Raw genomic sequence first — 16,190 nt, 5'->3', positions numbered from 1 at the left:
TAGTCAATACGTCAAAGAGAAGTCCCATAAAAGGCTAGTTTTAAGGCGGAATTTGCGGATAGAGCGTGAAATTTGGTGAGAGGCTTTGTTGACCAGCGAAAAATATGTGATATCGTTTGCAGGTCTTTTAGGGAGGAAACAATATGAACTTGCGTGCTCAATTGAAGCTGTCAACGCTGCTGGCCGCTGGCTTTGCCTGTGGTCTACCTGCCCTGGCGCAGGCGGAGGAATTGTCCGTTGTCTATCGCGAATCGCCCTATGTGTCGGCGGTCATGGAGGCGGCCAAGGCCGAATTCGAAGCCGAACACCCCGGCGACACGATCGAGCTCAACGCGATCAGTTCGTCGGCGCGCGACTACTACACCAAGGTTTCGCTGATGAACCAGTCGGCATCGACGGCGCCAGACATCATCTATGAGGATGGTTTCCAGATTACCGCGGATGCCGCCGCGGGCTATCTCGAGCCGCTGGACGAGCGGCTCTCCGGATGGGACGAGTGGGATCAGTTCTCCCAGATCGCGGTCCAGAACGGCAAGTCTTTCGTCGACGGCAAGGTTTACGGCATTCCGCTCGGCACCGACACCCAGGCCATCTGGTACAACAAGGACCTTCTCGAAAAGGCCGGAGTGGGGGCTGACTGGCAGCCGAAGACCTGGCAGGACATTCTCGATGCCGCGGCCAAGGTGAAGGAAAACCTCCCCGGCGTCGATCCGATCAATATCTATGTGACGAAGGCCGGCAACGAGGCGAGCACGATGCGGGGTCTCATGAACCTGATCTCCGGCACGCCGGGCGGGCTTTCGGCAACGCTTTTCGATCCGGAAACGCAGAAATGGGTCGTCGGCTCGAAGGGCTTCCGCGATGCGCTGGCCTTTCTGAAGACCGCCTATGACAACGGCTATCTCGTGTCCGATACCGATCTTCAGGATTCGAGCTTCCAGAACGTTCTGGTCGAACAGCGCGTGCCCGAGGGCAAGGTTGCCATGTTCATCGACGGCAACTGGATCTGGGCGCGCTGGATCGAGGGCGGCACCGCGCCCTGGGCGGCGTGGAACGAGACGCTCGGCATGGCCAAGATTCCGACGCAGAATGGCCAGGGCAACGGCTTCACCTCCATGTCCGGCGGCTGGACCATCGCCATGAGCCCGAAGACCGAGGACAAGAATCTCGCCTTCGATTTCATGACCACGGTCGCCAATTTCGAAAACAGCCTGACCTATGCCATTCGCGCCGGATCGATCGGCGTGCGCAAGGACGTCATCGCGGACGAGACCTATCTCGAAACCAATCCGACCGCCGGTTTCTTCTCCTCGCTGGTTGAGGTGACCAATTTCCGCCCGGCGCTGGAAATCTATCCGCAGGTCTCCTCCCTCATCCAGGAGACGATGGAGGCCGTGACGGTGGGCGGAGACAGCGTCGAAGACGCCGCCGGCCGCTTCGACCGCCAGCTCACCCGCCTTGCCGGCTCGTCGAACGTCGAAAAAGCGAACTGACATGGCGCAAGGGGCAAGCGGAACGAGCCAAGGGCCGGCAGCAGTGCTGATGCGCATTGTGCCGCTTGCCCCGGCCACCCTGATGATCGTCGCCTTCTTTCTGGTGCCGATCATCTGGGCCATCTACACATCCATGACCAATCTCGGACTGTCGGGCTATGCGGCCCGCAATCCGGCCTTCATCGGCTTCGAGAACTACTACTACCTGTTCACCGATCCGCGCACCTGGGCGGCGCTCGGGCGGACGGCGGTGTTCGTCGGCCTCTCCGTTGCCGGGCAGAACATTGTCGGCTTCTGCATTGCCTATGTGCGGCAAATGGCGACGCCCGCCATCCAGAGCCTTGCCTCGGTCATCGTCATCACCGCCTGGGTGGTGCCGGAAGTCGTTGCGGGCTTTCTCTGGTACACATTCCTGCGCGGCGACGAATCCGGCATGAACCAGATTTTCGATATTTTCGGCTTTGCCCACCAGCAATGGCTTCTGACGGCGCCGCTTGCCGCGGTGATCATCATCAACATCTGGCGCGGCTGTGCCTTCTCGATGCTCGTCTACTCCGCGGCGCTTCAGGATGTCTCGAGCGAAGTGCTTGAAGCCGCCGAGATCGACGGGGCAGGGCGCATGCAATCGATCTTCGGCGTCATCCTGCCGATCATCCGCCCGGTGATTGCCATCAATGTAGTGCTGACCACGCTCAACACGCTCGGCGTGTTCGGTATCATCTGGATCACCACGGCGGGCGGGCCCGGCACGCGCTCGGAAACGCTGCCGCTCCTGATGTACAATCAGGCCTATGATTTCGGCCTTATCGGCTACGGCTCGTCAATCGCCGTCCTGCTGCTCGGCTTCGGCGTCATCGCCTCCCTCATCTATGTCCGTCTGTTCAAAGTGGGAGAAGCGCGCAATGGCTAATCTCGCCAAGGCCAAGACCCGCGACCGGCTGGCCGCCGATATCGCGCTCACCTTCGTTGCCATCGCCTTCGTCGTGCCGATGGTGTGGATGGTGCTGGCCGCCTTCGATGCCGAGGCGACGCTTGCCATTCAACTGCCGGCCCGCTGGAGCCTGACGAATTTCGGCGCGATCCTGACGGAGGATGTCGCGATCCGGCCCTTCATGAACAGCGTCATCATTTCGGCCGGGACGTCCTGCCTGGTGGTCATCCTCGCGCTCTTCGCCGGCTATCCGTTGTCGCGCTACAGGCTGCGCTACGGAAAGCAGTATATCTACACGATCGTCTTTGCCAGCGCGCTGCCGATCACCGCCATCATGGTGCCGATCTATGTGATGTTCGTCCATATCGGCCTCGTCGATACGCTTGCGGGCGTCATCGTCTTCCGCACGGCGGCGGAGCTTCCCTTTGCGGTCTGGCTGATGAAGGGCTTTATGGATGCCATTCCGACCGATCTGGAAGAGGCGGCGTGGACGGAAGGGGCATCCCGCATGGAAGGCGTTGCCTATATCGTCGTGCCGCTCCTGGCGCCGGGGATCGCAACCATCTTCATTCTGTCCTTCATCGAGAACTGGGGCAATTTCTTCGTGCCCTTCATCCTGCTGCAAAGCCGCGACAATTATCCGATGGCCGTCTCGCTCTACAGTTTCTTCGGGGAATATGGGGAGGCCATGTATGGCCAGCTCGCCGCCTTCGCGCTGCTATATACGGCGCCCACGCTGCTCGTCTATTTCCTGATCCAGAAGCCGCTGCAAAAGGGCGGACTCCGGCTCGGCGGCGCGGTCAAGGCCTGAGGGAGACGTCATGCAGAAGAAACCCAATATCCTCTTCCTGTTTTCCGACCAGCACAGCGTGCGTGCGATGGGCGATTGCGCGGAGACGCCGGTCGAAACCCCGTCGCTCGATCGCCTGGCCGCGGGCGGCATGCGTTTCGACAATGCCTATTGCCAGAACCCGCTCTGCGTGCCCAGCCGGGCGAGCCTTCTGACCGGGAAATATTGCCGCACGACCGGCATTTACGACAACCGCCACATCCTGCCCGCCAACGGCCCAACGCTGGCGCGCGCGCTCGGCGACGCCGGATACCGCACGGCGCTTGTGGGCAAGACGCATTTCAACGGCGAGCAATTCCAGGGCTTTCAGGAACGCCCCTATGGCGATCTCTACGGCCAGGCTCACCAGCCGGATCCCGCCCGCCACCCAAACGAATCCGGTCTCGGCGATATTCTAGGCGATGCCGGCCCGTCGGGCATTCCGCTTGCCATGACGCAAACGGAGATCTGCGTCAGCGAGGCGGCCAAATGGCTGCAGGGCCATGCGGGACGACCGGGAGATGCGCCGTTCTTTCTGGCCGTCCATTTCGACAAACCGCATTTTCCGATCAACCCGCCGCGTCGCTTCTTCGAGCGTTTCGCGGGCAGGGTGGAACTGCCGGACTATGACCCCGACTGGCTTACCCGCGCGCCCGCCTTTGTGCAGAAAGCGGCAGCGGCGAGCGGCACGGCGCATCACCGGGGCGATGATGCGGTGAATGCCCGGGCGCTGGCTGCCTATTACGGTTGCGTCGAATGGGTCGACGATGCCGTCGGCCGGCTTCTGGATGTGATCGACTATCTCGGTCTCTTCGAGGATACGATCGTCATCTACGCCTCCGATCACGGTGAGATGGCGGCGCGGCGGGGGCTCTGGCAGAAGACCGTCTTCTATGAGGATTCCGCCCGTGTTCCGCTGATTATCCGCTGGCCCGGCGTGGCAGAGCCCGGGAGCCGGACGAATGCGCTTGCCGGACTGATAGACCTTTACCCGACCCTTTGCGCCGCGGCGGGGATTTCTCCGCCCGAGGGTTTGGAAGGCTTGGACCTCGCGCCGGTTCTTGCCGGGGGCGGGCCGCCGGAGCGGAACCTTTTCTGCGAGAGCGCCGTACTGAAGCAGCCGGACCACGCCGGTTGCATGCTGCGCCGCGGCGACTGGAAATACTGCCTCTACCTGGACGGCTGCGAGGAGCTCTACAACCTCGCCGATGATCCCGACGAGTGGAACGATCTCTCCCGGGCGCCGGGAGAGGCGGCGCTGAAGGCGGATCTGCGGGCGGCGGCCGAGGCCTTTTTCAGGCCGGAGGAGTTCGCCGTGCGCTATGCCGCCACCCCGCGCATGCCCTTCGAGAAGCATTTCTACCCTTATTCAAACCAGTTCATCACCGGCAATGGCGTTGTCTTCGACGCGCGGCCCTGACAGACGCGAAACAGCCGAGGAGGAAACCAATGGCCGGCTTTACCCTGAAAAATCTGAGCAAGTCCTACGGTGCGCTGGAAGTCATCAAGGGCATTGACCTTGAGGTGCGCGACGGCGAGTTCATCGTTTTTGTCGGCCCTTCCGGCTGCGGTAAATCCACGCTGCTGCGCATGATTGCCGGGCTGGAGGAGGTCAGCGGCGGCGATCTGTTGATCGGGGAGAAGCGCTGCAATGATATTCCGGCCAAGGCGCGCGGCATTGCCATGGTGTTTCAGTCCTATGCGCTCTATCCGCACAAAACCGTCTACGAAAACATGTCGTTCGGCCTCAAGCTCGCCAAGCGCCCGAAGGATGAAATCGACCGCAAGGTGCGCGCGGCGGCCGGCATTCTGCACATCGAGCATCTGCTGGAACGGCGCCCCAGTCAACTCTCGGGCGGTCAACGCCAGCGCGTCGCCATCGGTCGGGCGATCGTCCGCGACCCGCAGGTGTTCCTGTTCGACGAACCGCTGTCGAACCTTGACGCGGCGCTGCGCGTCCACATGCGGCTCGAGCTGTCGAAACTGCATGACGACCTTGGCACCACCATGGCCTATGTGACCCACGACCAGATCGAGGCGATGACGCTTGCCGACCGGATCGTGGTGCTTGACCATGGCGATGTGCAGCAGGTGGGCACCCCGCTGGAGCTCTATCACTTGCCGCAAAACCTGTTCGTTGCGGGCTTCATAGGTTCGCCGAAGATGAACTTTCTCGAAGGGACCATCGCCGCCGTGGAAGCCGACGCGATTATTGTGGAGGTTCCCGGATTTGCCCGGGTTTCCGTGCCGGTTCGCCCTGCTTCTGATACGCGCACCGGCGACGCGGTGACGATCGGCATCCGCCCGGAACATATCGACCCCGCTGGCGATGCTGGTGGTTTTGCCTGCGCTATCGAGGTTGCAGAGAATATTGGCGATCATGCCATGCTGCAGTTGCAGGGGGCAGGGGGGCAGTCGCTGATGGTGAAAGCAAGCGGTGATACGTTCTGGAGCCGCGGGGGCGCATACCCTGTTACCTTTCAGCCGGACGCTTTGCATCTCTTTGATGATAGAGGTACGGCGTTTTCCAGGATCAACCGTCCGAAAGTGTTGGGCGGCGTGGATGGATTTCGCTCAGCTTGAACACGAAGCCTCTATTGCGTTTGGCTGACGGGAGGTCTCTCTTGCAGCGCGGTACGGTCTTTTCAAAGCGTTGGAAAAAGCGGTGTGATGGCGGAGTGGAATCCGCAGTGTACCAATGCTTACTGCTTTCGAGTGCCTATGCGCCGTCATCGACATGCCGTCATGGATCGAACACGTCGCGGGCAAAGCCGGTTGTCGCCCGTTTTCCCAAACGGTTGCGGCCTGCCGAACGCCGGGGCCGCTTGCACTTGGGTTTATCTTTCCTCAAATTGGGGGGAGAGGGAATATGCGTCGGCAGTCATGCCGTCACCGGGGGAGACGCTTTTGCCAGAAGAGACCAGAACCAAGCCGGCAGGTGAGGATTTAGTCCCGCGCGATTTCTTTTCGAGCACCGATTACGGCCAGTGGCGGGAGGCCATGAGCCAGCTTTACGTGCCCACTCTGGATCAGGGGGCCGGTGATCCGTTTCGGGTTGAGGTGGACAGTTTCATGCTCGGGATCGGCACGCTGGGGCGCTGCATGAGCGTTCGGCAGGCCTTCGCCCGCAGCCGCACGCAGATCGGCCGTGACGGCATCGACAATTACATGGTTCAGATTTTCCGAAGAGGGCGGTGCCATGCCCGCGCGCCTGGCGGGGATATCACGCTTGACGCCGGCGACATCTGCATTTTCGACAATGCCGAGCCGCTTGATACCGTCAACGAGGACTTTGACCTCATGGCGCTTGCGGTTCCGCGCAACCGGCTTGCTCCGTTGCTGCATGATCCCGATGGGCTGCATTATCGTCGCGTCCGCCGCGACATGCCGCTCGCCCGCTTGTTCCGCTCGCACGTGACGGAAGTCTATCGCATGGCTCCCGCCATGCAGGCGCAGGATGGCCCCCGGGTTTTTTCGGCACTCGTTCATTTCCTCGCTGCCGTTATCAATGGAGGCAGCGATCTTACCTGTGACCAGAAGGCTCTGTTGCGGCACAGCCTGATGCAGGACGTGCGCCAGCATATCGATGACAACCTCGAGAGCGACAAGCTGACGGTTGAGGACATCGCCGCCCGGTTCGGCGTCTCGCGCACCCGCCTCTATGCCCATTTCGAACCCCATGGCGGGGTCGCTGCCTTCGTGCGTCAGCGGCGCCTGGCCGCAGCCTATCACAAGCTCACCGATCCGCTGGCGCCGCAACCCAATATCAACATCATCGCAACGGCGGTCGGGTTCCAGTCCGAAAGCGCCTTCATCAGGGCTTTTCGCCGACAATACGGAATGACGCCGGGGGAGGCTCGGCGGCAGCGACATGCAGCCGCGGCGCCGGTGACAACCTCACCCGCGACAAAATATGTCTGGTCCGAATGGTTCACGCGTCCCTGACGCCGACCGAACCTTGGTGCCGGAAAAGCCATTTCAGGACGTTCGGCATATGATTAGGGACGTGCGAGCGATACATGGCGTTTTCCTTCCTTTAGTCAGGAAATCGATCCACCGGGCAGCGATTCCCGGTGCTCCAGCGCATCGGCCCGAAAATCGGAATCGATTTTCGGAAAGCACGGCGCTCTAGGCAAACTCATGGCTATCAGGGGCAGACGATATGAATTGCCAGACTTTGGACAGGGGCGACGCCGCGCGTTTCCCACCGGATGCCGAATTGCATTTTGCGCATCCCTCCGGACCACGGGGCGTCGCCGCCGTTCTCGATTGCGTCGCCGCGCCTGGCGTCAGCCCGTCAGGTTTCACCGTCATCCCGTCGGCCCGGCGCCTCGGGCGTGCGCCTTTTACTGACGTCGAACGGACAGGCCGTGGCCGCGGGCCCACCTTCGTGCACCCATCAGAAACATGACTTTCAACGCCAGATTCCAGCCGTCAAGATCCAGCGCTTCCGGCCGAAAGACGTTGCGCCTTTTTACCTGTTCCTGTGGGCACCGACTACGTTTCGGGGCATCTTCCTGCGGGCGGTGTTATCAAGGAACGCCTGTTTACAATTGGCGCTGGCCTTTCAGGTTGTTCTGTTTTTTCTTTCTTGTCTTCCTGTTATTTTTATTACCAATGCTGTTTTACGATTTATTTCAGTAGAAATTCAAAAACGCCATTTCATAACCTATGAATATCAGAAAATACGAGCAGTAGGTTCTGCCGGCACCGGTCCTCAAGACCGGCCGAAGGCGGAACCGAAACTCGCTGTTTTGGGCGCATGGCGATGATCTGCATGAGAGCGTCGCTCGACCGGAGATCACTGCCATGCGCCGCTTTTCTTTTCAGGGCGCTCCGGTTCGTCCGTCCTCGGCTGTCGGGGCGGTCGCGGGCAGAGGCGTTCTTCCGGCAGCCGGTCCGGGGGAGCAGGTCAGGGGGCTGGCCGGCGCTTGCGCAACCCGCGCGCATCTGCGCGGAAACAACGGACGGCAAATCGCAAAAGATTGAATTTAATTTTCCAATCAACGCGCATTGAGGCGAACGGTTTTCTTGGATTGGGGGATCAACTTTTCTAGATTTCGCCACAGTTCGAAACACGAGAAAATGGTTTCCCAATGAAAAAGACACTTTTCGCCGCGCTTGGCGCCGCTCTCCTCCTGACCGCCGGTGCGCCCGCAAAGGCCGAGGAACAGGTGGAAATCCTCAACGTGTCCTATGATATCGCGCGCGAGCTTTACGCGACGATCAATCCGGCTTTCGCCGAGTACTGGAAAAACGAGAGCGGGCAGGATGTGACCATCAAGCAGTCCCATGCGGGCTCCTCCAAGCAGGCCCGCGCCATCCTTCAGGGGCTGAAGGCCGATCTCGTGACCTTCAATCAGGTGCTCGACGTGCAGATTCTCGCCGACAACGGCTTCGTCGCCGAGGACTGGCAGCAGGCCCTGCCGAACAATGCATCGCCCTATTACTCGCTGCCGGCCTTCCTGGTGCGCGAAGGCAATCCGAAGGACATCAAGGACTGGGACGATCTCGCTCGCGAGGATGTTCAACTCGTCTTTCCCAATCCGAAGACCTCGGGCAATGCCCGCTACACCTATCTGGCGGCCTATGCCTATGCGCTCGAAAAGTTTGATGGCGATGATGCCAAGGCGCGCGAATTCGTTGGCGATGTTCTGGGCAATGTCGCCGTCTTCGATACCGGCGGCCGCGGCGCAACAACGACCTTTGTCGAGCGCGGCATCGGCGACGTGCTGATCACCTTCGAGGCGGAAGTCGAAAACATCCGCGCCCAGTATGGCGAGGATGAATATCAGCGCGTCGTGCCCTCGATCTCGCTCCTGGCCGAGTTCCCGGTTGCCGTGGTCGAAAAGGTCGCCGAAGAACGCGGTACTGTCGACGTTTCCAACGCCTATCTCGAATTCCTTTACAGCAAGCAAGGCCAGGAAATCGTCGCCTCCTTCAACAACCGCGTCCACAATCCGGAAGTGAAGGCCGAATATGCCGACAAGTTCCCGGAGGTGAAGCTGGTGACGGTGGAAGAGATTTTCGGCGGCTGGGGTGAGGCCAACGAAACCCATTTCAGCGACGGCGGCGTGCTGGACCAGATCCAGGCAGCGCGGTAAATCGAACTTGGTGAGGAGCGCCGTCTGACACACTTGCAGGGCGGCGCTGTTCTGGCGTTCAGTGGCATATCGCACCCCGCTCCCGCCACGCGTCACCCTCGGGCTTGACCCGAGGGTCCAGGCAAGGCTTTCCGAGCGGCCTGGATGCTCGGGTCAAGCCCGAGCATGACACGTTGATAGATACGGGATCTGTCGAAAAGTCGATTGTCGGATGGCGGCTGATCTGTTTTACCGTTTTTGTGGCAAAGTCTTCTCCGGTGACCTGTCAACAGCGCACCGTCACACAGTAATTGCTAGAACCCTCGGCATCACCTTCCAAAGGCCATCATGACTTTCACCATGCCGATTGCAAACAGGCGCGCGAACCGCAGCGTCATGCCCGGTTTCGGGCTGACACTTGGCGTCACGCTGCTGTTTACCTGCCTGATCATCCTGCTGCCGCTGAGCGCCCTGTTCTTCCAGCTCGGGCAACTCGGGTTTGGCGATTACTGGCGTATTATCTCGTCGGACCGTACGCTTGCCGCCTTCCGGGTAACGATCTCGGCGGCGCTGACGGCAACGGTATTCAATGCCTGTTTCGGCCTGCTGCTCGCCTGGGTGATCGTGCGCTACAGATTTCCGGGCAAGCGCCTGCTGGATGCCTTGATAGACCTTCCCTTCGCATTGCCGACGGCCGTTGCGGGCATCGCGCTCGTCGCGCTCTACGACCGCAATGGCTGGATGGGCATGCTGCTGGCGGAGATGAACATCAAGGTCGCCTATACCTGGTGGGGCATCGCGATCGCCATGACCTTCACCTCCGTGCCTTTCGGGGTCAGAACCGTTCAGCCGGTCATGGAGAGCTTGCGCACTGATCTGGAAGAGGCCGCGCAGACGCTGGGCGCCAGCGACATTCAGGTCTTCCGCCACATCATCTTTCCCCAGCTCTGGCCAAGCTTCATCATGGGTGCTTCGCTTGCCTTCGCCCGCTCGCTGGGCGAATTCGGCGCGGTGATCTTCATCGCCGGCAACATGCCCTACAAGACCGAGATCGCCTCGCTCCTGATCATGATCCGCCTCGATGAATATGATTTCCCCGCCGCAAGCGCGATTGCCGGAACGCTGCTTCTGCTGGCGCTCGCGGTGCTGATTGCCGCCAACATCGCGACCGGTCGCGCCGGACGGCATCTGAAGAGGGGAGTCTGAGCAATGGCGACTGAGACCATGCATCCGCAGGTTCGCGCCCTGGTGCGCCGCCGCCGGGCGCGGCGTTTCGTGCTCGTCATCATCGCCGTTGCCTTTGCCGCGTTGGTGATGGGCCTGCCGAGCCTTGCGATCTTCGTCCGCGCCTTTTCCGAAGGGATCGGTGCCTATGTCGCCAGCATCAACGAGCCGGAAACGCTGCATGCGATAAGGCTGACGGTGATCACGGCGCTGATCGCGCTGCCGGTCAACATCGTCTTCGGCATCTCGGCCGCCTGGGCGATCACGCGGTTCCGCTTTCCCGGGCGTCGCGCGCTCGTCACCATTATCGAGTTGCCGTTTTCGATCTCGCCGATCGTGGCCGGTCTTTGCTATCTGCTCGTCTATGGCTCGACCGGGCTTGTCGGCGGGTTCCTCGACCAGTGGAACGTGCAGCTGATGTTCAATCTGACCGGCATCGTTCTGGTCTCGCTGTTCGTCACCTGCCCCTTCGTCGCGCGTGAACTGATCCCGCTGATGGAGATTACCGGGCGCGATCAGGAAGAGGCGGCGTTGACGCTCGGCGCAAATGGCTGGCAGACCTTCTTCTATGTGACGCTGCCCAATATCCGCTGGGCGCTGCTTTATGGCGCGATCCTGGCGAATGCCCGCGTCATCGGCGAATTCGGCGCGGTCAGCGTCGTTTCCGGCAATATTCGCGGAGAAACCATGACGCTGCCGCTGCAGGTCCAGCTTCTCTATGATGATTACAACGTGACAGGCGCCTTCGCCGCCGCCACCATCCTTGCCGTGATCGCCGTTCTCACCCTGATCCTGCGATCGGTGATCGAGGCGCGGCATCCACATGTGCACTGAGTTCAACCGGGAGACCGATCATGGGTCTTGAGATCGAAAACATATCGAAATCCTATGGCAGCAATCGTGTACTGGATGCCGTCAACCTGGATGTTGCCCCCGGCGAATTCGTCGCGCTTCTGGGGCCTTCGGGTTCGGGCAAGACCACGCTTCTGCGGATCATCGCCGGCTTGCAGTTTGCCGACAGCGGCAGGCTATCGATGGAGGGCGAGGACATTACCGGGCTGGAGGCGCGGCTGCGCCGCTTCGGCATGGTGTTCCAGAGCTATGCGCTGTTCGAGCATATGAGCGTCGCCGACAACACCGCCTTCGGGCTGAAGATGCGTCCGCGCGGGCGTCGCCCGTCACGCTCGGAGATCGGCGAACGGGTGAAAACGCTGCTCGACATGGCGGAGATCGGCCATCTGGCAGACCGTTATCCCTCGCAGCTTTCCGGCGGTCAGCGCCAGCGTGTGGCGCTTGCACGCGCGCTGGCCATCGAGCCGCGCCTGCTTCTGCTGGACGAGCCGTTTTCCGCGCTTGATACCAAGATCCGCAAGGGGTTGCGTTCGGCGCTGCTGGAGCTGCAACGGCGGGTGGGCATTTCCGCTATTCTGGTGACCCACGATCAGGAGGAGGCCTTCGAGATCGCCGATCGCATCGCCGTCATGTCGGAAGGCCGGATCGAGCAGTTCGGAACGGCGGAGGAACTCGTCCGCTCGCCGGCAAGCCCCTTCGTTGCGGAGTTTCTGGAAGGCATGGCGAACTACGAAAACCAGGGCGCCGGAATCTGATCGGCCGCCCCGCTCCCCTCAAAGCCCCAGCTCCTGCCACATCCGGTCGACGCTGCCCTTTACCGACTCCGACATCGTCAACACCGCGCCCCATTCGCGGCTCGTTTCCGGACCGATCTTGTTCGTTGCATCAAGGCCGAGCTTGCCGCCGAGCCCCGGTTTGGGCGAGGCGAAGTCGAGATAGTCCACCGGCGTGCTCTCCAGAATGAGCGTGTCGCGCGAGGCGTCGAAACGGGTGGAAAGCGCCCACATCACATCATCCCAGCGTCTGACATTGATGTCGGGATCAACGATGATGATCAGCTTGGTCATGTTGAATTGCGAGAGCATCGACCAGAGCCCCATCATCACCCGCCGGGCCTGTCCGGGATAGCGCTTGTCGATCGAGGCGACGATGGCGCGGTAGGAGCAGGCCTCCGGCGGCAGATAGATGTCGGTGATCTCGGGAAACTGCTGCCTGACCAGCGGGATGAAGAGCTCCGTCATCGCTTCGCCCAGCACGGAGGGTTCGTCCGGCGGGCGTCCGGTGAAGGTCGACAGGTAGACCGGTTTTTTGCGCATGGTGATGGCCGAAAGCGTGACGACGGGAAACCGCTCGACCGCATTGAAATAGCCGGTGTGGTCGCCGTAGGGACCTTCATCGGCCTCCTCGGTCACTGAGACCGTGCCTTCCAGCACGATTTCCGCATTGGCGGGCACGGAAAGCGGCTGGGTGAGGGCAGGGGCGATACGCGTCTTGCGGCCTCTGAGCACACCGGCGAAATCGAGTTCGCCCATGTCCTCCGGCAGCGGCATGACAGCGGAAAGGATCGTGGCCGGATCCGCGCCGATGGCAATCGCCACCGGCATGTCCTTGCCGTCTTTTTTCCACGAGCGGAAATGCTTTGCGCCGCCGCGCTGTTCGAGCCAGCGCATGATCAGACGATTCCGGCCGAGCACCTGCATGCGGTAGACGCCGACATTGGCGGGGCCGGCGCCCGCGCATTCGCGGGTGATCACCAGCGGCCATGTGACGAGCGGCGCCGGTTCGCCGGGCCAGCACCATTGCACCGGCAGGCGGCCAAGATCGATATCCGCGCCGCGCCAGACGATCTCCTGGCAGGGCGGACGGCTTTCTTCCTTCACGCCAAGCGAAAGCGCCGAGCGCAGAAGCGGAAGGCTTCCCATTGCATCCTTCAGGCTTGCCGGCGGATGGGGGGATTTCAGCTCGCTCAGAAGCGTGGCCAGTTCGCCGATTCCGCCTTCGGCCAGACCGAACCCCCATTCGATCCGCTCGCGCGTTCCGAAGAGGTTGGTGACGAGCGGGATCGCGCTGATTCTTCCGTTATCGTCCACCGGCTTTTCGAACATCAGCGCCGGGCCGCCTTTTGCGAGCACCCGCCTGTGGATCTCCGTGATTTCGTGTTTCAGCGCGACCGGCCTTGTAATCCGTTTCAGCCGGCCACGGCGTTCAAGCGTTTCGAGGAAGTCCTGGAGCCCGTCATAACGGTGCGGCGGCGTGTCTTTTTTCATGTTGTTTCATTGACGTTCGCAAAAGCTCGGGTCTTTGCGCTAGCTCAAATCGAAGCAGCCCCGCTGCCGATAGTTTGCAGCCATCGCGGCTTAACAAAAGGCAGAACTGATGAGATTCCCGCCAGCACTCGCAATCCCGTTCGATCTTGTGCCGGTTCCGATTGCCGAGCGCACCGCCAACATGCTGCTGCAGCGGCTGGTCCGCCGCCACCCCGGCCTGTTCGAACGTCTGGGCGAGCACAAGTCCAAGCGCTACGCCTTTCGGCCGATCGACCTGCCTTTCGTCTTCGTCGTCGCGCCCGCGGATGAAGAGGTGACCGTGCTGCGCGGCGATGCGGCAGATGGCGCCGATGCGTCCGTCGAAGGGCCGTTCTTCATGTTGCTGGCGCTGATGGAAGGCCGGCTGGACGGCGATGCGCTGTTCTTCTCGCGCGACCTGGCGATCTCGGGCGACATGGAAGCCATGCTGGCGCTGAGAAACGCGCTTGATGACTGCGACATCGACCTGCCGACCGATCTTTCGACGCTTGCCGGTCCCTTCGCCCCGGTCGTTGCCCGTACGGCGGCGCGTATCCGCGGCAAGGTTCTGTTCGAGGAGCCGCGTTCATGGAGCTGATCTGCCCCGCGGGGACCCCCTCCGCCTTTCGCGCCGCCGTCGATGCCGGCGCGGACGCCGTCTATTGCGGTTTCCGCGACGAGACCAATGCGCGCAACTTTCCGGGCCTCAATTTCTCGCGCGAGGAACTGGGCGAGGCGATCGCCCATGCCCACCGTCACGGCACGAAGGTTCTGGTCGCGCTCAACACCTTCATGCGCGCCGGGGCGGAAGATATCTGGTACGAGGGCGCGCGGGATGCCTCGAGGCTCGGCGCCGACGCCCTGATCCTGGCGGATATGGGGCTGATGGCCTATGTGGCGGAAAATCTGCCCGAGCAGCGCCTTCATGTCTCGGTGCAGGCCTCGGCCTCCAATGCGGACGCGATCAGCTTTTTGGTCCAGGCTTTCGGCGCCAAGCGGGTGGTGCTGCCCCGCACGCTGACGATTGGCGACATCGCCGGGATTTCGAGGGCCGTCAACTGCGAGATCGAGGTCTTCGTTTTCGGCGGGCTCTGCGTCATGGCCGAGGGGCGATGCTCGCTCTCCTCCTATGCCACCGGCAAGTCGCCGAACATGCATGGCGTCTGCTCGCCCGCAAGCCACGTGCGTTACCGCCGGGAGGGCAACGAGATGGTCTCCGAGCTCGGCGGTTACACGATCAACCGTTTCGGCCAGGGCGAGCCCGCCGGCTACCCGACGCTCTGCAAGGGCCGGTTCGATATCGGCGAGGCCTGTGGCTATGCGTTCGAGGATCCGGTCTCGCTCGATGTCATGAGCGAGATCGATGCGCTGCGCGCGGCAGGGGTTTCGGCGCTCAAGATCGAAGGGCGCCAGCGCGGCAAGGCCTATGTGGCCGAAGTCGTTTCAACGCTCAAGGCCGCGCTCGATGCCGAGCCGGAACGAAGGGCCGCGCTTCTTTCGGGGCTGCGCGGCCTGTCGGAAGGGCAGAAGACGACATCGGGCGCCTATGAGAAGAAGTGGCGATAAGGAGGAGATCGCATGACCAACACGCAACTCACGCTCGGCCCTGTCTATTATCTCTGGGACGGTCCCAAATGGCGCGACTTCTATTTCCGCATCGCCGACGAAGCGCCGGTCTCCCGCATCATTGTCGGCGAGACGGTCTGTTCCAAGCGCCAGCATTTCATCGATCCGCATATGGACGAAGTGATCGAACGACTGGAGGCCGCCGGCAAGGAAGTGGTGATCTCCACCTATGCGCTGGTGACGCTGATGCGCGAGACGAAGAAGTTGCGCGCAATCGCCGAAGAGACCGACCGGCTGATCGAGGTGAATGATCTCTCCGCCTTCATGTATCTCGACAGCAGGCCGCATACGGTTGGCCCGCTGGTCAATGTCTATAATGGCGCCACGGCGCGGCTGTTGAAGACGCGGGGCGCGACCGCGCTCTGCCTGCCGCCCGAATTGCCGATGAGCTCGATTGCGGCCATCGCCGGTGACGATCCGGGGATCGAACTCGAGGTCTTCGCTTTCGGCCGCGTACCGCTGGCGATCTCCGCCCGATGCGCCCATGCGCGCTCCAAGGGCAAGATCAAGGACAATTGCAGTTTCGTCTGCGGCGAAGAGCCTGACGGACTTGACGTGCGCACGCTCGATCGCCAGCCGTTCCTCAGCCTCAACGGGGTCCAGACCATGTCGCACACCTGCCAGTCGCTGATCGGCGAGCTGGACGAACTGCGGCGGGCGGGTATCCGGCGTTTCCGGCTTTCGCCCCAGGACTGCGATATGGCGGCGGTCGCCGAGGTGTATCGCGCCGCGCTCGACGGCCGGATCGATGCCAGGGAGGCAAAGGCGCGGCTTAACGCGATCTATCCGAATGTCCCGCTTTCCAACGGCTTTCTCTACGGTCGTGAAGGGGCGGCGCTGGTGGGATACGCAGCCGACGCCTGAAAG

The 16,190-nt window shown here is 61.7% G+C and carries 15 protein-coding genes; 14 read left to right on the top strand and 1 reads right to left on the bottom strand.

Annotated features, from left to right (window positions below):
- Positions 1-143 precede the first annotated feature (143 nt).
- The 11 genes from JET14_RS16955 (at position 144) to JET14_RS16905 (ending at position 12,167) form a co-directional block, all read left to right on the top strand.
- Positions 144-1,493 carry an extracellular solute-binding protein gene (locus JET14_RS16955; protein WP_200335015.1) on the top strand — a complete coding sequence of 450 codons (1,350 nt, stop codon included), beginning with the start codon at positions 144-146 and terminating at the stop codon, positions 1,491-1,493.
- A gap of 1 nt (position 1,494) precedes the next feature.
- Positions 1,495-2,403, top strand: coding sequence for a carbohydrate ABC transporter permease (locus tag JET14_RS16950; protein WP_200335013.1), 909 nt, complete (start codon positions 1,495-1,497; stop codon positions 2,401-2,403).
- On the top strand, positions 2,396-3,235 hold the full coding sequence (locus JET14_RS16945; RefSeq protein WP_024708646.1) for a carbohydrate ABC transporter permease: 840 nt from the start codon (positions 2,396-2,398) through the stop codon (positions 3,233-3,235). The genes JET14_RS16950 and JET14_RS16945 overlap by 8 nt, the downstream gene beginning before the upstream one ends.
- Before the next feature lie 10 nt (positions 3,236-3,245).
- Complete coding sequence (locus JET14_RS16940; protein ID WP_200335011.1) at positions 3,246-4,673, top strand: sulfatase-like hydrolase/transferase; 1,428 nt, start codon at positions 3,246-3,248, stop codon at positions 4,671-4,673.
- Positions 4,674-4,702: 29 nt separating this feature from the next.
- Entirely contained in the window at positions 4,703-5,836 is a 1,134-nt protein-coding gene (locus JET14_RS16935) for an ABC transporter ATP-binding protein (RefSeq protein WP_200335009.1), read from the top strand.
- A gap of 87 nt (positions 5,837-5,923) precedes the next feature.
- A complete protein-coding gene (locus tag JET14_RS16930; protein ID WP_200335007.1) occupies positions 5,924-7,198 on the top strand; it encodes a helix-turn-helix domain-containing protein in 1,275 nt (424 codons plus the stop codon).
- Positions 7,199-7,590: 392 nt separating this feature from the next.
- On the top strand, positions 7,591-8,025 hold the full coding sequence (locus JET14_RS16925; RefSeq protein WP_200335006.1) for a hypothetical protein: 435 nt from the start codon (positions 7,591-7,593) through the stop codon (positions 8,023-8,025).
- Positions 8,026-8,349: 324 nt separating this feature from the next.
- Positions 8,350-9,357 carry a thiosulfate ABC transporter substrate-binding protein CysP gene (cysP, locus tag JET14_RS16920; protein WP_200335005.1) on the top strand — a complete coding sequence of 336 codons (1,008 nt, stop codon included), beginning with the start codon at positions 8,350-8,352 and terminating at the stop codon, positions 9,355-9,357.
- A 327-nt stretch (positions 9,358-9,684) separates the two neighbouring features.
- A complete protein-coding gene (gene cysT / locus JET14_RS16915) occupies positions 9,685-10,542 on the top strand; it encodes a sulfate ABC transporter permease subunit CysT (RefSeq protein ID WP_200335004.1) in 858 nt (285 codons plus the stop codon).
- 18 nt (positions 10,543-10,560) lie between these two features.
- Positions 10,561-11,394, top strand: coding sequence for a sulfate ABC transporter permease subunit CysW (cysW, locus tag JET14_RS16910; RefSeq protein WP_200338146.1), 834 nt, complete (start codon positions 10,561-10,563; stop codon positions 11,392-11,394).
- Between the two features lie 20 nt (positions 11,395-11,414).
- The gene (locus JET14_RS16905) at positions 11,415-12,167 is read left to right on the top strand and encodes an ABC transporter ATP-binding protein (protein WP_200335003.1); all 753 of its coding nucleotides are present in this window, start codon (positions 11,415-11,417) and stop codon (positions 12,165-12,167) included.
- Positions 12,168-12,185: 18 nt separating this feature from the next.
- On the opposite strand, the gene JET14_RS16900 is transcribed toward JET14_RS16905, so the two are convergent.
- The gene (locus JET14_RS16900; protein WP_200335002.1) at positions 12,186-13,679 is read right to left on the bottom strand and encodes a UbiD family decarboxylase; all 1,494 of its coding nucleotides are present in this window, start codon (positions 13,677-13,679) and stop codon (positions 12,186-12,188) included.
- Between the two features lie 106 nt (positions 13,680-13,785).
- Between JET14_RS16900 and ubiT the strand changes: the two genes are divergently transcribed.
- Genes ubiT through ubiV form a run of 3 tightly spaced genes read left to right on the top strand, consistent with a single transcriptional unit; the run spans position 13,786 to position 16,187 of the window.
- Positions 13,786-14,295, top strand: a complete 510-nt coding sequence (gene ubiT / locus JET14_RS16895; RefSeq protein WP_200338145.1) for a ubiquinone anaerobic biosynthesis accessory factor UbiT — start codon at positions 13,786-13,788, stop codon at positions 14,293-14,295.
- The gene (ubiU, locus tag JET14_RS16890; RefSeq protein WP_200335000.1) at positions 14,286-15,263 is read left to right on the top strand and encodes a ubiquinone anaerobic biosynthesis protein UbiU; all 978 of its coding nucleotides are present in this window, start codon (positions 14,286-14,288) and stop codon (positions 15,261-15,263) included. Before ubiT ends, ubiU begins: the two co-directional genes overlap by 10 nt.
- 12 nt (positions 15,264-15,275) lie before the next feature.
- Positions 15,276-16,187, top strand: coding sequence for a ubiquinone anaerobic biosynthesis protein UbiV (gene ubiV / locus JET14_RS16885; RefSeq protein WP_200334998.1), 912 nt, complete (start codon positions 15,276-15,278; stop codon positions 16,185-16,187).
- The last annotated feature ends 3 nt before the right edge of the window (positions 16,188-16,190 follow it).

The sequence above is a fragment of the Martelella lutilitoris genome (genome assembly GCF_016598595.1).
GTDB lineage: Bacteria > Pseudomonadota > Alphaproteobacteria > Rhizobiales > Rhizobiaceae > Martelella > Martelella lutilitoris_A.
Note: the sequence above shows the minus strand (reverse complement) of the source record. Positions and strands in the feature narration are given on the sequence as shown.